At 39.5% G+C, this 15,249-nt stretch carries 18 protein-coding genes; 15 read left to right on the top strand and 3 right to left on the bottom strand.

The window, feature by feature from the left end:
* Positions 1–16 precede the first annotated feature (16 nt).
* The 9 genes from B2V92_RS01600 to B2V92_RS01560 all read left to right on the top strand — a co-directional run bounded on the left by B2V92_RS01600 (position 17) and on the right by B2V92_RS01560 (position 6,711).
* Positions 17–691 (top strand): 1-acyl-sn-glycerol-3-phosphate acyltransferase, encoded by a 675-nt coding sequence (locus tag B2V92_RS01600; protein WP_293304219.1) that lies wholly within the window; start codon positions 17–19, stop codon positions 689–691.
* Positions 688–1,785: a glycosyltransferase gene (locus B2V92_RS01595; RefSeq protein WP_293304217.1), complete on the top strand. Its 1,098-nt coding sequence runs from the start codon at positions 688–690 to the stop codon at positions 1,783–1,785. Before B2V92_RS01600 ends, B2V92_RS01595 begins: the two co-directional genes overlap by 4 nt.
* On the top strand, positions 1,755–2,429 hold the full coding sequence (locus B2V92_RS01590) for a carotenoid biosynthesis protein (RefSeq protein WP_293304215.1): 675 nt from the start codon (positions 1,755–1,757) through the stop codon (positions 2,427–2,429). Before B2V92_RS01595 ends, B2V92_RS01590 begins: the two co-directional genes overlap by 31 nt.
* A 32-nt stretch (positions 2,430–2,461) precedes the next feature.
* A complete protein-coding gene (locus tag B2V92_RS01585) occupies positions 2,462–2,668 on the top strand; it encodes a DUF2683 family protein (protein ID WP_293304213.1) in 207 nt (68 codons plus the stop codon).
* Between the two features lie 79 nt (positions 2,669–2,747).
* Positions 2,748–2,930, top strand: coding sequence for a Txe/YoeB family addiction module toxin (locus tag B2V92_RS01580; RefSeq protein ID WP_349681415.1), 183 nt, complete (start codon positions 2,748–2,750; stop codon positions 2,928–2,930).
* Between the two features lie 15 nt (positions 2,931–2,945).
* The gene (locus tag B2V92_RS01575) at positions 2,946–3,797 is read left to right on the top strand and encodes a 4-hydroxy-3-methylbut-2-enyl diphosphate reductase (protein ID WP_293304211.1); all 852 of its coding nucleotides are present in this window, start codon (positions 2,946–2,948) and stop codon (positions 3,795–3,797) included.
* Positions 3,798–3,963: 166 nt separating this feature from the next.
* Positions 3,964–4,674 carry a fatty acid desaturase gene (locus B2V92_RS01570; RefSeq protein WP_293304209.1) on the top strand — a complete coding sequence of 237 codons (711 nt, stop codon included), beginning with the start codon at positions 3,964–3,966 and terminating at the stop codon, positions 4,672–4,674.
* 505 nt (positions 4,675–5,179) lie between these two features.
* On the top strand, positions 5,180–6,190 hold the full coding sequence (gene hemH, locus B2V92_RS01565) for a ferrochelatase (protein ID WP_293304207.1): 1,011 nt from the start codon (positions 5,180–5,182) through the stop codon (positions 6,188–6,190).
* Between the two features lie 14 nt (positions 6,191–6,204).
* On the top strand, positions 6,205–6,711 hold the full coding sequence (locus B2V92_RS01560; protein ID WP_293304205.1) for a gluconokinase: 507 nt from the start codon (positions 6,205–6,207) through the stop codon (positions 6,709–6,711).
* Here the strand turns inward: B2V92_RS01560 and B2V92_RS01555 are convergent.
* Positions 6,689–7,936, bottom strand: a complete 1,248-nt coding sequence (locus B2V92_RS01555) for a 3-deoxy-D-manno-octulosonic acid transferase (protein ID WP_293304204.1) — start codon at positions 7,934–7,936, stop codon at positions 6,689–6,691. The two genes, B2V92_RS01560 and B2V92_RS01555, sit on opposite strands and share 23 nt — an antisense overlap.
* Before the next feature lie 151 nt (positions 7,937–8,087).
* Here B2V92_RS01555 and B2V92_RS01550 point away from each other — a divergent pair, with 151 nt between their 5' ends.
* The 5 genes from B2V92_RS01550 to B2V92_RS01530 are packed head-to-tail and all read left to right on the top strand — an operon-like array spanning position 8,088 to position 12,725.
* Positions 8,088–9,398 carry a UDP-glucose dehydrogenase family protein gene (locus tag B2V92_RS01550; RefSeq protein ID WP_293304202.1) on the top strand — a complete coding sequence of 437 codons (1,311 nt, stop codon included), beginning with the start codon at positions 8,088–8,090 and terminating at the stop codon, positions 9,396–9,398.
* A gap of 1 nt (position 9,399) precedes the next feature.
* Positions 9,400–10,389: a UDP-glucuronic acid decarboxylase family protein gene (locus tag B2V92_RS01545; RefSeq protein WP_113950219.1), complete on the top strand. Its 990-nt coding sequence runs from the start codon at positions 9,400–9,402 to the stop codon at positions 10,387–10,389.
* A 1-nt stretch (position 10,390) separates the two neighbouring features.
* Entirely contained in the window at positions 10,391–11,413 is a 1,023-nt protein-coding gene (gene galE / locus B2V92_RS01540) for a UDP-glucose 4-epimerase GalE (protein WP_293304200.1), read from the top strand.
* Positions 11,414–11,971 (top strand): hypothetical protein, encoded by a 558-nt coding sequence (locus B2V92_RS01535; protein ID WP_293304198.1) that lies wholly within the window; start codon positions 11,414–11,416, stop codon positions 11,969–11,971.
* Between the two features lie 16 nt (positions 11,972–11,987).
* Positions 11,988–12,725 (top strand): tyrosine-protein phosphatase, encoded by a 738-nt coding sequence (locus B2V92_RS01530; protein WP_293304196.1) that lies wholly within the window; start codon positions 11,988–11,990, stop codon positions 12,723–12,725.
* Positions 12,726–12,860: 135 nt separating this feature from the next.
* Here the strand turns inward: B2V92_RS01530 and B2V92_RS01525 are convergent, their stop codons facing one another.
* Positions 12,861–14,090 carry an ABC transporter permease gene (locus tag B2V92_RS01525; RefSeq protein ID WP_293304194.1) on the bottom strand — a complete coding sequence of 410 codons (1,230 nt, stop codon included), beginning with the start codon at positions 14,088–14,090 and terminating at the stop codon, positions 12,861–12,863.
* A 157-nt stretch (positions 14,091–14,247) separates the two neighbouring features.
* The gene (locus B2V92_RS01520; RefSeq protein WP_113950214.1) at positions 14,248–14,601 is read right to left on the bottom strand and encodes a HesB/IscA family protein; all 354 of its coding nucleotides are present in this window, start codon (positions 14,599–14,601) and stop codon (positions 14,248–14,250) included.
* 92 nt (positions 14,602–14,693) lie between these two features.
* Here B2V92_RS01520 and B2V92_RS01515 point away from each other — a divergent pair, with 92 nt between their 5' ends.
* On the top strand, positions 14,694–15,224 hold the full coding sequence (locus B2V92_RS01515; RefSeq protein WP_293304192.1) for a hypothetical protein: 531 nt from the start codon (positions 14,694–14,696) through the stop codon (positions 15,222–15,224).
* Positions 15,225–15,249: the final 25 nt, after the last annotated feature.

The following is a 15,249-nucleotide window of genomic DNA, read 5'->3' as shown; positions in this document are numbered from 1 at the left end:
GTTACAAACGAGGACTATGACTATACTAAAATTTGCAATTAAGCCCAATTTTTTGCAATTTCCCAGCATGCACCAGCCCCGAAAGAATAATTTGATCTTCAGCTTTTTTTCCTGGTACATCCAATTGATTATCAAAAAAGATTTTGCTGCGTTTAACTACGACCAGATGGAAGCCAAATCGGATGCTTCTATATTGATTTTGGCCAATCATTTTAGCTGGTGGGATGGTTTTTTCCTCTTTTATATCAACAAAAAAGTATTTAAAAAACAGTTTCATGTTTTAGTGAATGCCGAAAATTATAATAAAGTTGCTTTTCTGAAATATCTCGGTGCTTTTGCTGCCGAAAATAAAGGCAAAGATGTTTTGGATACTTTAAATTATGCCGGTAAACTGTTGGATGATCCTGCAAACCTTGTGCTTGTGTTTCCACAGGGCAAACTGTATTCGAACCATTTAAAGGGCATTAGCTTTGAGAAAGGGGTAATGCAGATGATCAATGCCAGCCGGAAAAAGATTAATATCATTTTTGCCGCAACTTTTATCGATTATTTTGCAAAGCGAAAACCATCGGCCTATACTTACCTGCAACATTGGGAGAATGAAGAGTATGTGAGTTTGCAATTGCTGAAAAGTGCCTACAATAAACATTACGATCAATCTCTTGTTAAACAAAATCAGATTATCGAATGACAATTTTTATTTACGCAGTTTTAATTTTTCTGGTCGTTAGGTTTTCGGTTACCGTTTTCAATTTCCTTTCCAATCCGAAGTTGCCAAGGGTAGTTAAACATTATCATGATAAGGTTTCTATTCTAGTTCCGGCCAGAAATGAAGCTGATAACATATTGGAACTGCTTATCTCCATAAAACAACAGGATTACAGCAATTATGAAGTGATTGTTTTAGATGACAATAGCACTGACGAAACTTTTGCAATAGTTGAGGGTTTTTGTATCTCAAATCCCCAGTTCAAAGTAATAAAAGGAAAAGAACTTCCCCAAAACTGGTTGGGTAAAAACTATGCCTGCCATCAGCTAAGTGAACTGGCAACCGGAAAATATTTTTTGTTTGTTGATGCCGATGAATCGATCAAAAGGGGGCTGATCAACAGTTTAATTACCAGGATGGAAATTGGAAACCTCGCTTTATTGAGTGTTTTTACCAATCAAACGATGAAATCGGTAGGAGAGCGTTTAACGGTGCCTCTGATGCATTTCATCCTGCTCAACCTGTTGCCCTTGCGTTTGGTTAAACTTTCAAAAAATCCTGCCTTTGCTGCGGCAAGCGGACAGTGTATGTTTTTTAATGCCAATAATTATAAGGATAACCAGTGGCACGAGCGGGTTAAACACCAGGTGGTAGAGGATGTGGAAATTATGAAACTGGTAAAACAGGAAAAATTTAATACTGAAGCCCTTTTGGCCAACGGACTGATCTATTGCAGGATGTACAAAAACCTGGACGAAAGCCTAAATGGATTTGGTAAAAATTTACTTGCAGGTTTTGGTAATAACATCATAATATTATTACTTTACCAGCTTTTGGTAACCATAGGGCCGGTAATTTTAATCTTAAACTTTAACATTGCTTTACTTGTATTACCATTAACTTTAATAGTGTTAAGCAGAATTATGATTTCATATTTATCGGGACAGAATGTTCTGATAAATATGGTATTACATCCGTTTCAGATGTTGTTCTTCTTGATAATTTCATTCATTTCTATAAAAAAGCATATTTTTAAAACAGGCACATGGAAGGGCAGAACGATCAGAACGATTTAAAGGTTAAAAAGATTGCAGTTGCAATAATTATCTTTTTCCATTTGGTTGGCCTGCTTGGCTTTTTGATCCCTGTTGCACAGCCTTATTTCATCAAACTGGTTCCGTTCCATTTACTGTTGATGTTTGCTGTAATTGTTTTTGCCTATAATGCGGATGTTAAGCGCTTATTGCTGTTCGTCTCCGGTGTTTTCCTCTGTGGCTTTTTGGTAGAGGTTTTGGGGGTAAATACCGGGAAAATATTCGGCAGCTACTATTATGGCGATACCCTGGGTTATAAAATTGCTGCGGTTCCTCTGTTGATGGGCGTAAATTGGGTGATTTTGATTTTCAGTATGGGGCAGATGATGAAAAGTCTGAAAATCAGGAACAGTATTTTGGCGTCGGTTATTGGAGCCTTTGCGCTTGTAGGGCTCGATTTCTTTTTAGAACCGGTAGCCATGAAGTTTGATTACTGGCATTGGGATTGGCACGAAATCCCTGTTCAGAATTACGTGGCCTGGTTTATTGTTTCGGTTATTTTGTTGAAATTTTATTACGCTTTAGGCTTAAAACAACAGAAATATATCGGTACCGCCATGTTTGCATCACAGTTAATCTTTTTTGTTGTCTTGTACATGACAACCGGAACAAATATTTTTGCTTAATTTTGTTTCGGTATTTTAATTAGATTTATAAAATGGAAACACTTATCGTACAGCCTAAAAATAAAAAGCAGCTTTTGGCAGTTGAGGCCGTGTTACAAGCGTTGAATGTAAGTTTTAAAAAGGAGAAAAGTTACAGTGCGGCTTTTATAAATGAAATAGCCAAAGGAGAAGAGGATATAAAGAATGGACGTTTAACAAGGGTTAAAGATGTTCAGAATATATGGGAAAGTATTTTGTAGATATTACCGATCAGGCGAAAAGGCAACTAGCGATTATCCTTAAATCGGGAGACAAAGCTTCCATTAACAACTTTAACAAATTTTTATAGAATTAAGTATCCATCCGGCATCGGGTGTTGGTAAACCTGAAAAATTAAAATTCGGATTTTCTGGCTACTGGTCTAGGCAAATAAATAAAAAAGATAGGTTAGTCTATAGGATCGATGAAGAGATTATTACAGTTTTTGTAATTTCTGCAAAGGGACATTATGACGATAAATAACTAATCCTAAAATAAATGAGCAATTTAAACTTACAGGTTAACATCGATAAATCATCAGGCTTTTGCTTTGGCGTAGTATATGCCATAGAAATGGCCGAAGATATTTTGGATAACGAAGGTTATTTATATTGTTTAGGCGATATTGTTCATAATGATGAAGAGGTAGAACGTTTAACCAAGCGCGGATTAAAAATCATTGATCATGAAGTTTTAAAAAACTTACGGAACGAAAAAGTTTTGATTAGGGCCCATGGCGAAGCACCTTCAACCTATCAACTGGCTTTAGAAAACAACCTCACGCTGATTGATGCCTCTTGCCCGGTGGTATTAAAGCTGCAGAACAGGATCAAAAACTCGCACGATGATGATGAACAGGTACTGATTTTCGGTAAACATGGCCACGCTGAGGTAATTGGTCTGCAGGGCCAAACAGATGGTAAAGCCATTGTTTTTCAGGATCTGGCAGAACTGGATCATGTAGAACTTCCTGCCAAGTTTACCCTTTATAGCCAAACCACTAAAAGCACCGATAAATTCTACCACATTAAGGATGAACTCTTAAGCCGTGGTTACGAAGTAAAAGCTAATGATACGATTTGCAGACAAGTATCCAACCGTTACGAAGAGCTCGAAGAATTTGTAAGCCACTACGATAAAATTGTGTTTGTTTCGGGCAAGAAATCATCCAACGGAAAAGTACTTTACGACGTTTGTAAAAAACACAACGATAATTCTTACTTCATTTCTAACGTTGAAGAACTAGATCAAAACTGGTTTAATGAAAACGATAAAGTGGGTATCTGTGGCGCTACTTCTACGCCAATGTGGTTAATGGAGAAGGTAAAGGCTGCGCTGGAGCAGTATTAATAGCTTATATAAACGAACCGTCATCTCGACTGAAGCAAAGCGCAATGGAGAGATCTGCCTCGAGATAGATTTAGCTTTGCTGAGCACTCCGTGGTTCTCGACTACGCTGCACTCCGCTCGAAAAGACGATCATATATAATCACAGGGTATCATTATAACATGATGCATGAATAGTTCGAACAAAACGTCATCTCAATATAAATTGAAAAATGTAAACCCAAATACCGGAATTTTGGTTGCGTTAACCGTAATTGCCTGTTGGTTTACATCCCTGTTTTTCTTATTAAACTGGCATTTCAATTGGAGCAATCCTTTGGTTTACCTGATGGTTTTTGTTCAGATGCATCTCTACACCGGATTGTTCATCACCGCGCACGATGCCATGCACGGAACCATATCAACCAACAAAAAAGTAAATAATGTTATCGGTTATCTTGTCGTTTTTCTATATGCCGGCTTCTTTTATAATCGTTTATATCGCAAACACCATCAACATCATAACCACGTACATACCGAAAAAGATCCTGATTTTGCACCGCATGGTTTTTGGAAATGGTACTTCCGTTTTATGCTAAATTATGTTACCATCATTCAGCTGGTGATTATGGCTATAGCTTATAATGTGCTCAAAATTTGGGTCGATGAGAAGAATTTACTATTGTTTTGGGTACTTCCATCCTTGTTAAGCACTTTTCAGTTGTTCTATTTCGGTACCTATTTACCGCATAAGGGTGAACACGATAACGAATATCATTCTACCACTTTAGAGAAAAACCATTTTGTAGCTTTTATTAGCTGTTACTTTTTTGGTTATCATTTAGAACACCATCAAAAACCGGGTATGCCCTGGTGGCAATTGTATAAAGTAAAGGAGTAGCGGTGTCGGATGTTTCCGTAAAGCACTGAATCGATTTCATAAAAAAGGGTGTTTTCTATGCCGCGTCGTGATTTTTTGTAGATTACTCATGATTTGCTGCCACGCATAGTGGGAAGTTTTCCTGATACTCATGATTTGTCGCTGCGCAGGGTGGGACGCTTTCATGACCCTCATGCTAGGTCGCTGCATATTACGGGAAACTTTCATGCCCCTCATGATTGGTTGCCACTTACGGTAGGGAGCTTTCATGTACATCTGTGGTGATGGATGTTCCCATCCGGCAGAGAATCAGATTTTTCCGGGGTGTCAGATATTTGCATCCAACACTGAATCAGGTTTTTCTTTAAAACTTCCGAAGTCTTCCCTTCGCTAAACCCCCTTTTAGACTTCGGAAGAAACTGACGCAATATTTTTTGACCAAAAAATGTTTCCTGTCACATTTTTAGCGTAGGTAAAAAACAATAAAAAGGCGATATTTGCGGCACGAAACATATTATTGTATTAAATGAGCAAAAAGGGAATTTTACTGGTAAACTTAGGCACACCTGATAGTCCGGCAACTGCCGACGTTAAAAAATACTTGGATCAGTTTTTAATGGACGAAAGGGTAATCGATATTCCGAAGTTGAACAGAACATTATTGGTAAAAGGAATCATTGTACCTTTCCGTAGCCCTAAAACAGCCAAATTATACAAAGAAATATGGAATGAAAACGGTTCGCCGCTTTTGTACTATAGCAAATTGCAGGCTAAAATGCTGCAAGAGAGGTTGGGCGACGATTATCATGTAGAATTGGCGATGCGTTACCAAAGTCCGTCTATCGCATCGGCCCTTGCAAATTTAAAAGCAGGCCTTGTAGAAAGTATCCAGGTTATCCCGATGTTTCCGCAATATGCCTCTGCAAGTACTGGTTCGGTAATGCAATTGGTGATGGAGCTGGTTGGTAAATGGCCAACTGTTCCGCCGATATCATTCGTAAATTCATTTCACGATAACGAACTGATGATCAAAGTTTTTGCCGAAAACGCCAGAAAACATGATGTTGCAAGCTACGATCATGTGCTTTTCAGCTTTCACGGCTTGCCAGAACGCCAGTTGCTAAAATGCGACCATACAGGAAGTTATTGTTTAAAAAGTGCTGATTGCTGTCAGACGCTAAACGATACCAATAAATTCTGTTATTCTGCTCAGGGGCACGATACCGCCAGATTAATTGCCAAAGAATTGAATTTATCCAAAGATCAATATACCGTTTGTTTCCAGTCGCGCTTAGGTAAAGAGCCTTGGGTACAGCCTTATACAACCGATGTATTAAAGAAATTAGCCGGCGAAGGCAAAAAACGTTTGTTGGTGTTCAGTCCTGCTTTTGTGGCCGATTGTTTGGAAACCCTTTACGAAATCACGGTAGAATATCACGAAGAATTTAAAGAATTGGGTGGCGAGCATGTTCAACTGGTAGAAAGTTTGAACGATAGCCCCGTATTTATCGAGGCACTTGCCGGAATGGTTAAATAATTCTAGATTTAGGGATGGCGAATTTTATCATTTTAATGGGGGTTTCTGGAAGTGGTAAAACTGTTATCGGAAAAGCTTTGGCACCGAGGCTCAATGCCGAATTTATAGACGGTGATAACCTCCATTCGCAGCGTAATGTAGATAAAATGGCTGCCGGAATTCCATTAACGGATGCCGACCGCCTAGATTGGTTACAGCTGATTGCCAAGGTTGGCCGCGAGCATGCCGCGCATGGCACAACCTGCATTATTGCCTGTTCTGCATTAAAAAGAGCTTACCGCGATTTGTTAAGAACAGATAATGAAGCTATCCGTTTTATTTATTTAAAGGGAAGTTTCGATCTGATCCACGATAGGATTACCAAACGTTCGCACCAGTACATGCCATCGAGTTTGTTGAAGAGCCAATTCGAAACACTGGAAGAACCGCAGGCAGATGAAAAAGATGTTTTTACTGTTTCAATTGATCAAAGCATCCCTGAAATTGTAGAAGAAATTGCTAAGGCCGATCTGATTTCGTAATCATCGAAATTACCTGATCTGTTGCACCTTTTTTATCCTCCACATATTTTTTGGCCAGTTTTGCCGCATTTTTATTTTCAGCAAAGCTTTCAAAAGCATTTATCAATTCGTCCGTAGAATTGATGCTTTTTGCCGCACCAATGGCAATTAAATCTTTCGCCTCCTGAAATTTATCATATTTAGGCCCGAAAATTACAGGTAGTCCGAAGGCTGCCGCCTCCAAAGTATTGTGGATACCCGTTCCGAAACCACCACCAATATAAGCCACTTTTCCGTACTGATACAGGGAAGAAAGCATGCCGATGTTATCGATAATTAAGACTTGGGATTTGAGATCTGAGATTTGAGAACTGCCAACATCCAATGGTTTATTGAGAACTGAAAACCGTAAACTGTTAACTGTAAGCTGTTTCTCAATACTTTCGATATGGCTTTCATGAACCTCGTGTGGTGCTATAATGAATTTCCAATCTGGATACTTTTCGGGCAAAGCTGATAATATTTTTTCATCTTCCGGCCATGTACTTCCGCAAATCAATGTTGGAGAACTACCGATAAAACTTTCGATCAGGGGAAGCTGTTTTGGTGCCTGTGCATTTTCATAAACACGATCGAAACGCGTATCACCATTTATGGTTACATTGTTTAGTCCAATTGATTTTAAAAGATTCTTGCTCTCTTCATTCTGAACAAAGAAATAAGTAACCGACTTTAGGATATTACGGTAAAAACCACCATACCATTTAAAAAATGCCTGACTTTCCCTAAAAATACCTGAAATCACATATAAAGGGATTTCGCGTTCCTTTAGTTCCTTAAAATAGAAATGCCAAAACTCATATTTGGTAAAAATGGCCATTTCAGGGTTAATGCTTGTTATAAAACGTTTCGCATTTGCGGCACTGTCAAGCGGGAGATAAAAAACATCTGCCAGCGCGTAATTTTTCCTGATCTCATATCCCGAAGGTGAAAAAAAAGTAACCACAATTTTCTTATCAGGGTAAAGTGCTTTAAGTTTTTCTAAAACCGGTCGGCCCTGCTCAAATTCGCCCAATGAAGCAAAATGGAACCAGATATGTTTTTCGGCCGGGTTAATTTTCTGGGCAATTAAGGTGTAGATATTTTTGCGGCCATTGATGAACAGCTTCGCCTTAGGATTAAATAATGAAAATATCCTGATGAGTAAAGTATAAAGCTGAATTCCGATGATGTAAAGCAAAAGCATTATTGTATAATTTCCTATCTTCGTGCCAAGATAAAAGGAATATATTTAAAAAGCTTAAAAATATATGCAGCCATTATTGTTTAGCCTAACATTCAGCACGATAAATAGGTTTCAATAATTGCTTCATAGTAGCTAAAAACCACTATAATAAATGAAGATAGCCGTTATTGGTACCGGATACGTAGGTTTGGTTACCGGGACCTGTTTAGCCGAAACAGGAAATGATGTAATTTGTGTTGATATTAACGAAGCAAAGGTAAAACAGATGCAGAACGGTGAAGTGCCGATCTACGAGCCTGGTTTGGATCTTCTGTTCCACAGGAATATCGAACAGGAAAGGTTAACCTTTACCACAAATCTTGCTGATGCTGTAAAAGAATCCCAGATTATTTTTATGGCCTTACCAACGCCTCCGGGTGGTGATGGCGCTGCCGATCTTTCTTACATTTTAGGCGCTGCAAAAGATATTTCCAAACTCATTACCGAATATAAGGTTATCGTAAATAAATCAACTGTTCCTGTTGGTACTGCCGATAAGGTAAAGGCTGTTTTTGCCGAAAATACCTCGATAGAAGTTGATGTGGTTTCGAATCCCGAATTTTTAAGGGAAGGGGTAGCTGTTGACGATTTTATGAAACCCGACCGTGTGGTTCTGGGTACCAAAAGTGAAAAAGCTAAAAAACTGATGGCCGAACTGTATGCGCCTTATGTGCGCCAGGGAAATCCGATTCTTTTTATGGACGAGCGTTCTTCTGAGCTGACCAAATATGCTGCAAACTCTTTTCTGGCTACAAAAATCACTTTTATGAACGAGGTGGCCAACCTTTGCGAACTGGTAGGTGCCGATGTTGATGCGGTAAGGAAAGGAATCGGTTCTGACGAACGTATCGGTAAACGTTTCCTTTTTCCGGGCGTAGGTTACGGCGGTTCATGTTTCCCTAAAGATGTACAGGCACTGGTAAAATCATCTGATGATTATGCTTACGATTTCCAGATCCTGAAATCGGTAATGGAGGTTAATGAAAGGCAGAAAACAATTCTCGTTGATAAGGTACTTAAATATTATAAAAACGATATCAATGGCAAGCATTTTGCATTATGGGGACTAGCTTTTAAACCCGAAACCGACGATATCCGTGAAGCTCCGGCCTTATATATTATTGATGCATTACTTAAAAACGGCGCAACCGTTACCGTATTCGATCCGGAGGCAATGGGCAATGTAAAAGGTGTACTCGGTAACCAGGTAAATTATGCCAAAAACCAGTATGAAGCATTAGAAGGTGCCGATGCACTTTTAATCGCAACAGAATGGTCGGTTTTCCGTAACCCTGATTTCGAAAAGATTGATAATATTTTAAAAAATAAAGTGGTTTTTGATGGCCGGAACTTATATGATCTGCAAAAAATGATCGATCTTGGCTATTATTATAACAGTATCGGTAGAAAGCTGATAGATTAATATGGGGAAGAAAAGAATATTGATTACAGGCGCCGCCGGATTTTTGGGTTCACATCTTTGCGACCGCTTTATAAAAGAAGGCTATCATGTTATCGGAATGGATAACCTGATTACCGGCGACATGGCAAATATCGAACACCTGTTTAAACTGGATAATTTTGAGTTTTACAATCACGATGTTTCCAAATTTGTACATGTTCCCGGTGAGCTTCATTATATTTTACACTTTGCTTCACCTGCAAGTCCGATAGATTACCTTAAAATTCCGATCCAGACCCTTAAAGTTGGTTCTCTGGGTACGCATAACCTATTGGGTTTGGCCCGTAGTAAAAAGGCCAGGATGCTGATTGCTTCAACTTCTGAAGTTTATGGCGATCCTAATGTTAATCCACAACCTGAAGAATACTGGGGCAATGTAAACCCTGTTGGTCCGCGTGGTGTTTACGATGAGGCCAAACGCTTTCAGGAAGCCATTACCATGGCGTACCATACCTTTCATGGTGTAGAGACGAGAATTGTGAGGATTTTTAACACTTACGGACCAAGAATGCGCCTGAATGATGGCCGTGTTTTACCTGCTTTTATCGGACAGGCCCTAAGGGGAGAAGATTTAACTATATTTGGCGACGGAAGTCAGACCCGTTCTTTCTGTTATGTTGACGACCTGATTGAAGGAATTTACCGTTTATTGATGAGCGATTATGCCCAACCTGTAAATATTGGTAACCCTGATGAGATCACCATTAAACAGTTCTGCGAAGAAATTATCAAACTTACCGGTACTACACAGAAAATTGTTTACAAAGAACTGCCTCAGGATGATCCAAAACAACGCCGCCCGGATATTACAAAGGCCAGGGAGCTATTGGGCTGGGAACCTAAAATTGGACGTGCGGAAGGATTAAAAATTACATACGAATATTTTAAATCATTGCCTGCAGAGGCTTTGGAAAAGATAGAACATAAAGATTTTACCACATTTAACCGTTAAAATGGCAAAAATATTAGTTACCGGTGGAACAGGATACATAGGTTCGCACACAGCCGTAGAATTACACAACGCAGGATACGAAGTTGTAATTATCGACAATCTTTCTAACTCGAATATCAAAATTTTAACCCAGCTACATGCCATCACAGGCAAATGGTTCGATTTTCACGAAATCGACCTGCAGGATGATAAAGCGGTGCAGGAATTTGCAGAAAACAATAACGATATCGATGGAATTATCCATTTTGCGGCCTCAAAGGCAGTAGGCGAATCGGTAGAACAACCGTTAAAATATTACAGGAACAATTTTTACGGCTTAATTAACCTGCTAACCTCGTTTAACAGAAAGATCAACTTTGTGTTTTCTTCTTCATGTACAGTTTATGGTCAGCCCGAAACTTTACCGGTAACCGAAGCTGCTCCCGTACAGAAAGCAGAATCGCCTTACGGTAACACCAAACAGATTGCCGAAGAAATTTTAGCCGAAACCGCTGCGGTAACACCTGATTTAAATGTAATCGCTTTGCGTTATTTTAATCCGGTTGGCGCCCACGAAACCGCTTTGATTGGCGAATTGCCAAACGGGGTTCCGGCAAACCTGGTTCCTTTCATTACGCAATCGGCCATTGGTAAACGCGGCCCGATTACGGTTTATGGCGACGACTACGATACCCCTGATGGTTCGGCCATACGCGATTATATCCACGTGGTAGATCTTGCAAAGGCACACGTTGCCGCCATCAAAAAATTAGAAGATGGAAACCCTAACGGTAATTACGATGTTTTCAATATCGGTACCGGTAAAGGTTCTTCAGTTTTGGAGATCATCGCTGCTTTCGAGAAAGTAAACAACGAAAAACTGGATTATAAAATCGGTCCGAGAAGGGCAGGTGATATTGTTCAGATTTATGGTGATGTGCAAAAATCCAACACCGAACTGGGCTGGAAAGCCAATCTCGATATCAATGAGATGATGCGTTCGGCATGGGAGTGGGAAAAATACATTAAGGCTAATCCGTTTTAAATGAAGTTATCGGAGCACAAAGATTTAAAAAACGCCATTACCGCACTGCCTGTTAAAGAAAAAGACAAGCTGTTGCTGCGTTTGGTGGCTAAAGATAAAGTGCTAACCGAACACCTTCATTATAAATTATTAGAGGACGAAACCGATCTGGAAGATCGAAAGGAAACGATCAAAGCCGATGTGGATGAACAGATTGCCGAACTTAAAAAGCTGAATGCCAAAGAGGCATTGGCAAAGGTTAGGAAAATGATTACTTCGGTTAACCATTTTTATAAAGTAACCAAAGATCCTGTTGGCGAGGTAGAACTTAAACTGTTTGTCCTCAATGCCGTTCCCTTTGATTACAAAAAATCAATTTTTGGTTACCGCGATTTTATGATGCTTTTTAGCATATATTACATCAAAACGGTTGCGGTAACCATCAATAAATTCAAAAAACTTCACGAAGATCTACAGTTCGATTTAAGTGAGGATCTGAACAATTTGCTCGATAAAATCTATTCCTCTAAATTGGCCGGTGCTGCCGAAGCCAGTAATCTGCCAAAAGAGATCAGTTAAACTATGACCCACCATTATGTTCGGAATATTTAAAAAGAAAAAAATAGCACCCGAATTTAATTTCTCCGGTATTAAAACGGATATGCACTCGCATATTATTCCGGGGATTGATGATGGGGCGCAAACGCTGAAAGATGCTCTTCTGTTGGCCAGAAAATTTAAAGCATTAGGTTATCAGAAACTGATTGCCACACCGCATATCATGGCCGATTATTTCCGCAATACTCCGGATACGATTAACCGTGGATTGGATGTTTTAAGAAAGGGTCTTCAGGAAAACGAACTTGATTTAGAAGTTGATGCCGCGGCTGAATATTATCTGGATGAAACTTTGGAAAAGAAAATCAGACAGAAAGAAGTGCTCACTTTTGGCGAAAATTACCTTTTGTTCGAATTGTCTTATATCAACCCGCCCCAAAACCTGATCGACTTTATCAAAACCATGCAGGATGCCGGTTATAAACCTGTGCTGGCCCATCCCGAAAGGTATCCATATTATTATAGCGCTTTTGAAAACTATTACCAGATCAGGGAAACCGGTTGTTTATTGCAGCTAAATTCGATTGCTTTAACCGGTTATTACGGCTCTGGAGCGAAAAAAATAGCAGAAGAAATGGTAGATAACCATATCGTCGATTTTCTGGGAAGCGATATGCACCATCTGAAACATGCTGCCGCTCTGGAAAATAGCCTCACTACACCTTTAATGCAGCAATTGCTTACGCAACATCAGCTGGGAAATGCGCTGTTGTAAATTGGGTTAACTGTTTAAATTGGTTAATCGGTTAATTGTATTGGGTGCTCAGCAATTAGCCAATTGAAGTAATTAACTATTTAAACCCTTATGTCTACAGTTAACCAGTTTAAACAATTAACCGATTAACCTCCATTATTCGTACCTCAATGCCTCTACCGGATCCAGTCGCGAAGCCTTTTTAGCAGGGTAGTATCCCGATAAAATTCCTACCAGTACACAGAGCACAAAACCACCTATAATAAACATCCAGGGGATTAGGAATGTGCCTCCCATAGCCAAGGAAATCAGGTTGCCTAAAAGTATACCAAGGAAAATACCAAATACACCGCCTATTAAACAGATTACCACTGCTTCAATTAAAAACTGACGGCGGATAACCTTTGGATTTGCGCCAATGGCCTTCCTGATACCGATTTCGCGTGTACGCTCGGTTACCGATACCAGCATAATATTCATTAAGCCGATTGAAGCGCCGATTAAGGTAATAATTCCGATCGCTACTCCGCCAATAACAACAAATGCCAGGTTTTCGAAGAGGGATTGGGCAATTGCATCACTTTTGGTGATCTCGAAATTATTGGTTTCGTTCACCTTTACCTTACGGATATTTCTGAAAAGAGCTGTAGATTCGCCTATGATGTTTTCCTGCATTTCATTGGTCGGCACCATTACTGTAATCGTATAAGATGGATTGGCATTGGCATTAATCTGTTTTGCCTTCAATAAAGGAACATAAACTGCTCTATCACCACTAAAACCCATACTCGATCCTTTTTTCTCTAACACACCAACAATTTTGAAACGGTTGTTCCCTACGTTGATCAGTTTATCCAATGGATCGCTGTCTTTAAAAAGTTTTTCAACAACCTCGCCACCTACGATACATACATTGTTGCCCAGTTTAATTTCAGAAACACCAAAGTTCCGTCCCTGCGATAAATTTAAACCTTGAGAGGCTAAACCATTCTCGTCAATACCCTGTACATTAATATTCGGGTTGGTTTTTAAACTGCCGTATTTTACCGTAGAACCCCCACTGGCGAAAACGCTTACGGCTACTGTTGCAGGCGTATTTAAGCTATCCTTAAATTTAAGGGCATCCTCGTAACGGATCGCTTTGAAAGGTTTCGGCCTTTTGCCGTTACCGATCCTGATACCCGTACCACGGTTCCTGATGGTAAAAGAATTTGCGCCCATACTGCTAAAAGCTTCCGTCATACTTTTCTTTACAGCATCAAGCGTGGTTAAAATCCCAACCAGGGCCATTAAGCCTATGGCAATGATTAAAGCGGTAAGCATGGTACGCAAGCGGTTAGCTTTAATAGATTCTAATGCCAGTCTGACGTTTTCTCTGTAATTCATTTATTGTAAGTATCAAGTCAAGTATTGGGTATCAAGTATGAAAATGGGATTTGCCCTATACCCTACACCTTTTGCCTTAAACCTTTATGTGTAAAAATAAAAAAAGTCCCGATGTTTAGACAAGGGGACTGCACTATATGTTACAATAATATTTTATTTATGCCGAGAAACTCGTGCCACAGCCACAGGTGCTGGTTGCATTAGGGTTAACGAAGGTAAAACCACGCGAGTTTAAGCCATCCTGCCAATCGATCATCATGCCCATCAAGTACATCTGGTGTGCTTTGTTCATAAAAACTTTAATGCCATCAATGAAATATTCCTGATCGCCGTCTTTTTTCTGGTCAAAACCTAAAACGTAGTTCATGCCGGCACAACCACCACCTTCTACGCCCACGCGTAATCCATAATCTTCACCGATCTCCTGCTGATCCTTTAATTTATATAACTCTTTAGCTGCGCCTTCAGAAAAAGTAACCGGTGCAAATGCTGTATCAACTGTTGTGCTCATGTTATTTAAATTTTATCTGTTACAAATATAAATAATAATGCACATTTTTGCTTTTAACGGCTTGTTAATATTACCGTAATTAAACAATACTTATGAATACCCAACAGATTTTACTTGATGTAGTGATCTTATTTGCAGGCGTTTTTGCTGCACTAATAGCCATTTATTATGTTCTGAAGAGCGATATCCAACGATTCTTCAACCTAAAAAACATCGAACTCAATAAAGAGAGCCGTGCGCACATTTTACCGCTAAGATTACAGGCACATGAGCGTTTAATCATATTTATCGATCGTATCAATCCTGCCAATCTGCTTGTGCGACTACATCAGCAGGGCATCGCAATCGGTACTTTACAGGCCGGGATCTTAAACGAAGTACGGTCAGAATACCAGCACAATATCACCCAGCAATTATATTTAGATAGCATCACCTGGAATGTGGTGCGCAAATTAAAAGATGATACCATTGCCATGATCAATAATGCAGTACAGGGCTTGCCTGCAGATGCAAATGGGATTGAACTAAGCAAAGCAATTTTACAGCACATGGCCGGTATTGAAGAAAATCCCTACGATTTAACCATCGAGCTGATCAAGAAAGATATCCAGCGATTGTTTTGATATAGATAAACTATGAAGCATTATT

Source organism: Pedobacter sp. UBA5917 (assembly GCF_002432345.1).
Classification (GTDB): Bacteria; Bacteroidota; Bacteroidia; order Sphingobacteriales; family Sphingobacteriaceae; genus Pedobacter.
Note: the sequence above shows the minus strand (reverse complement) of the source record. Positions and strands in the feature narration are given on the sequence as shown.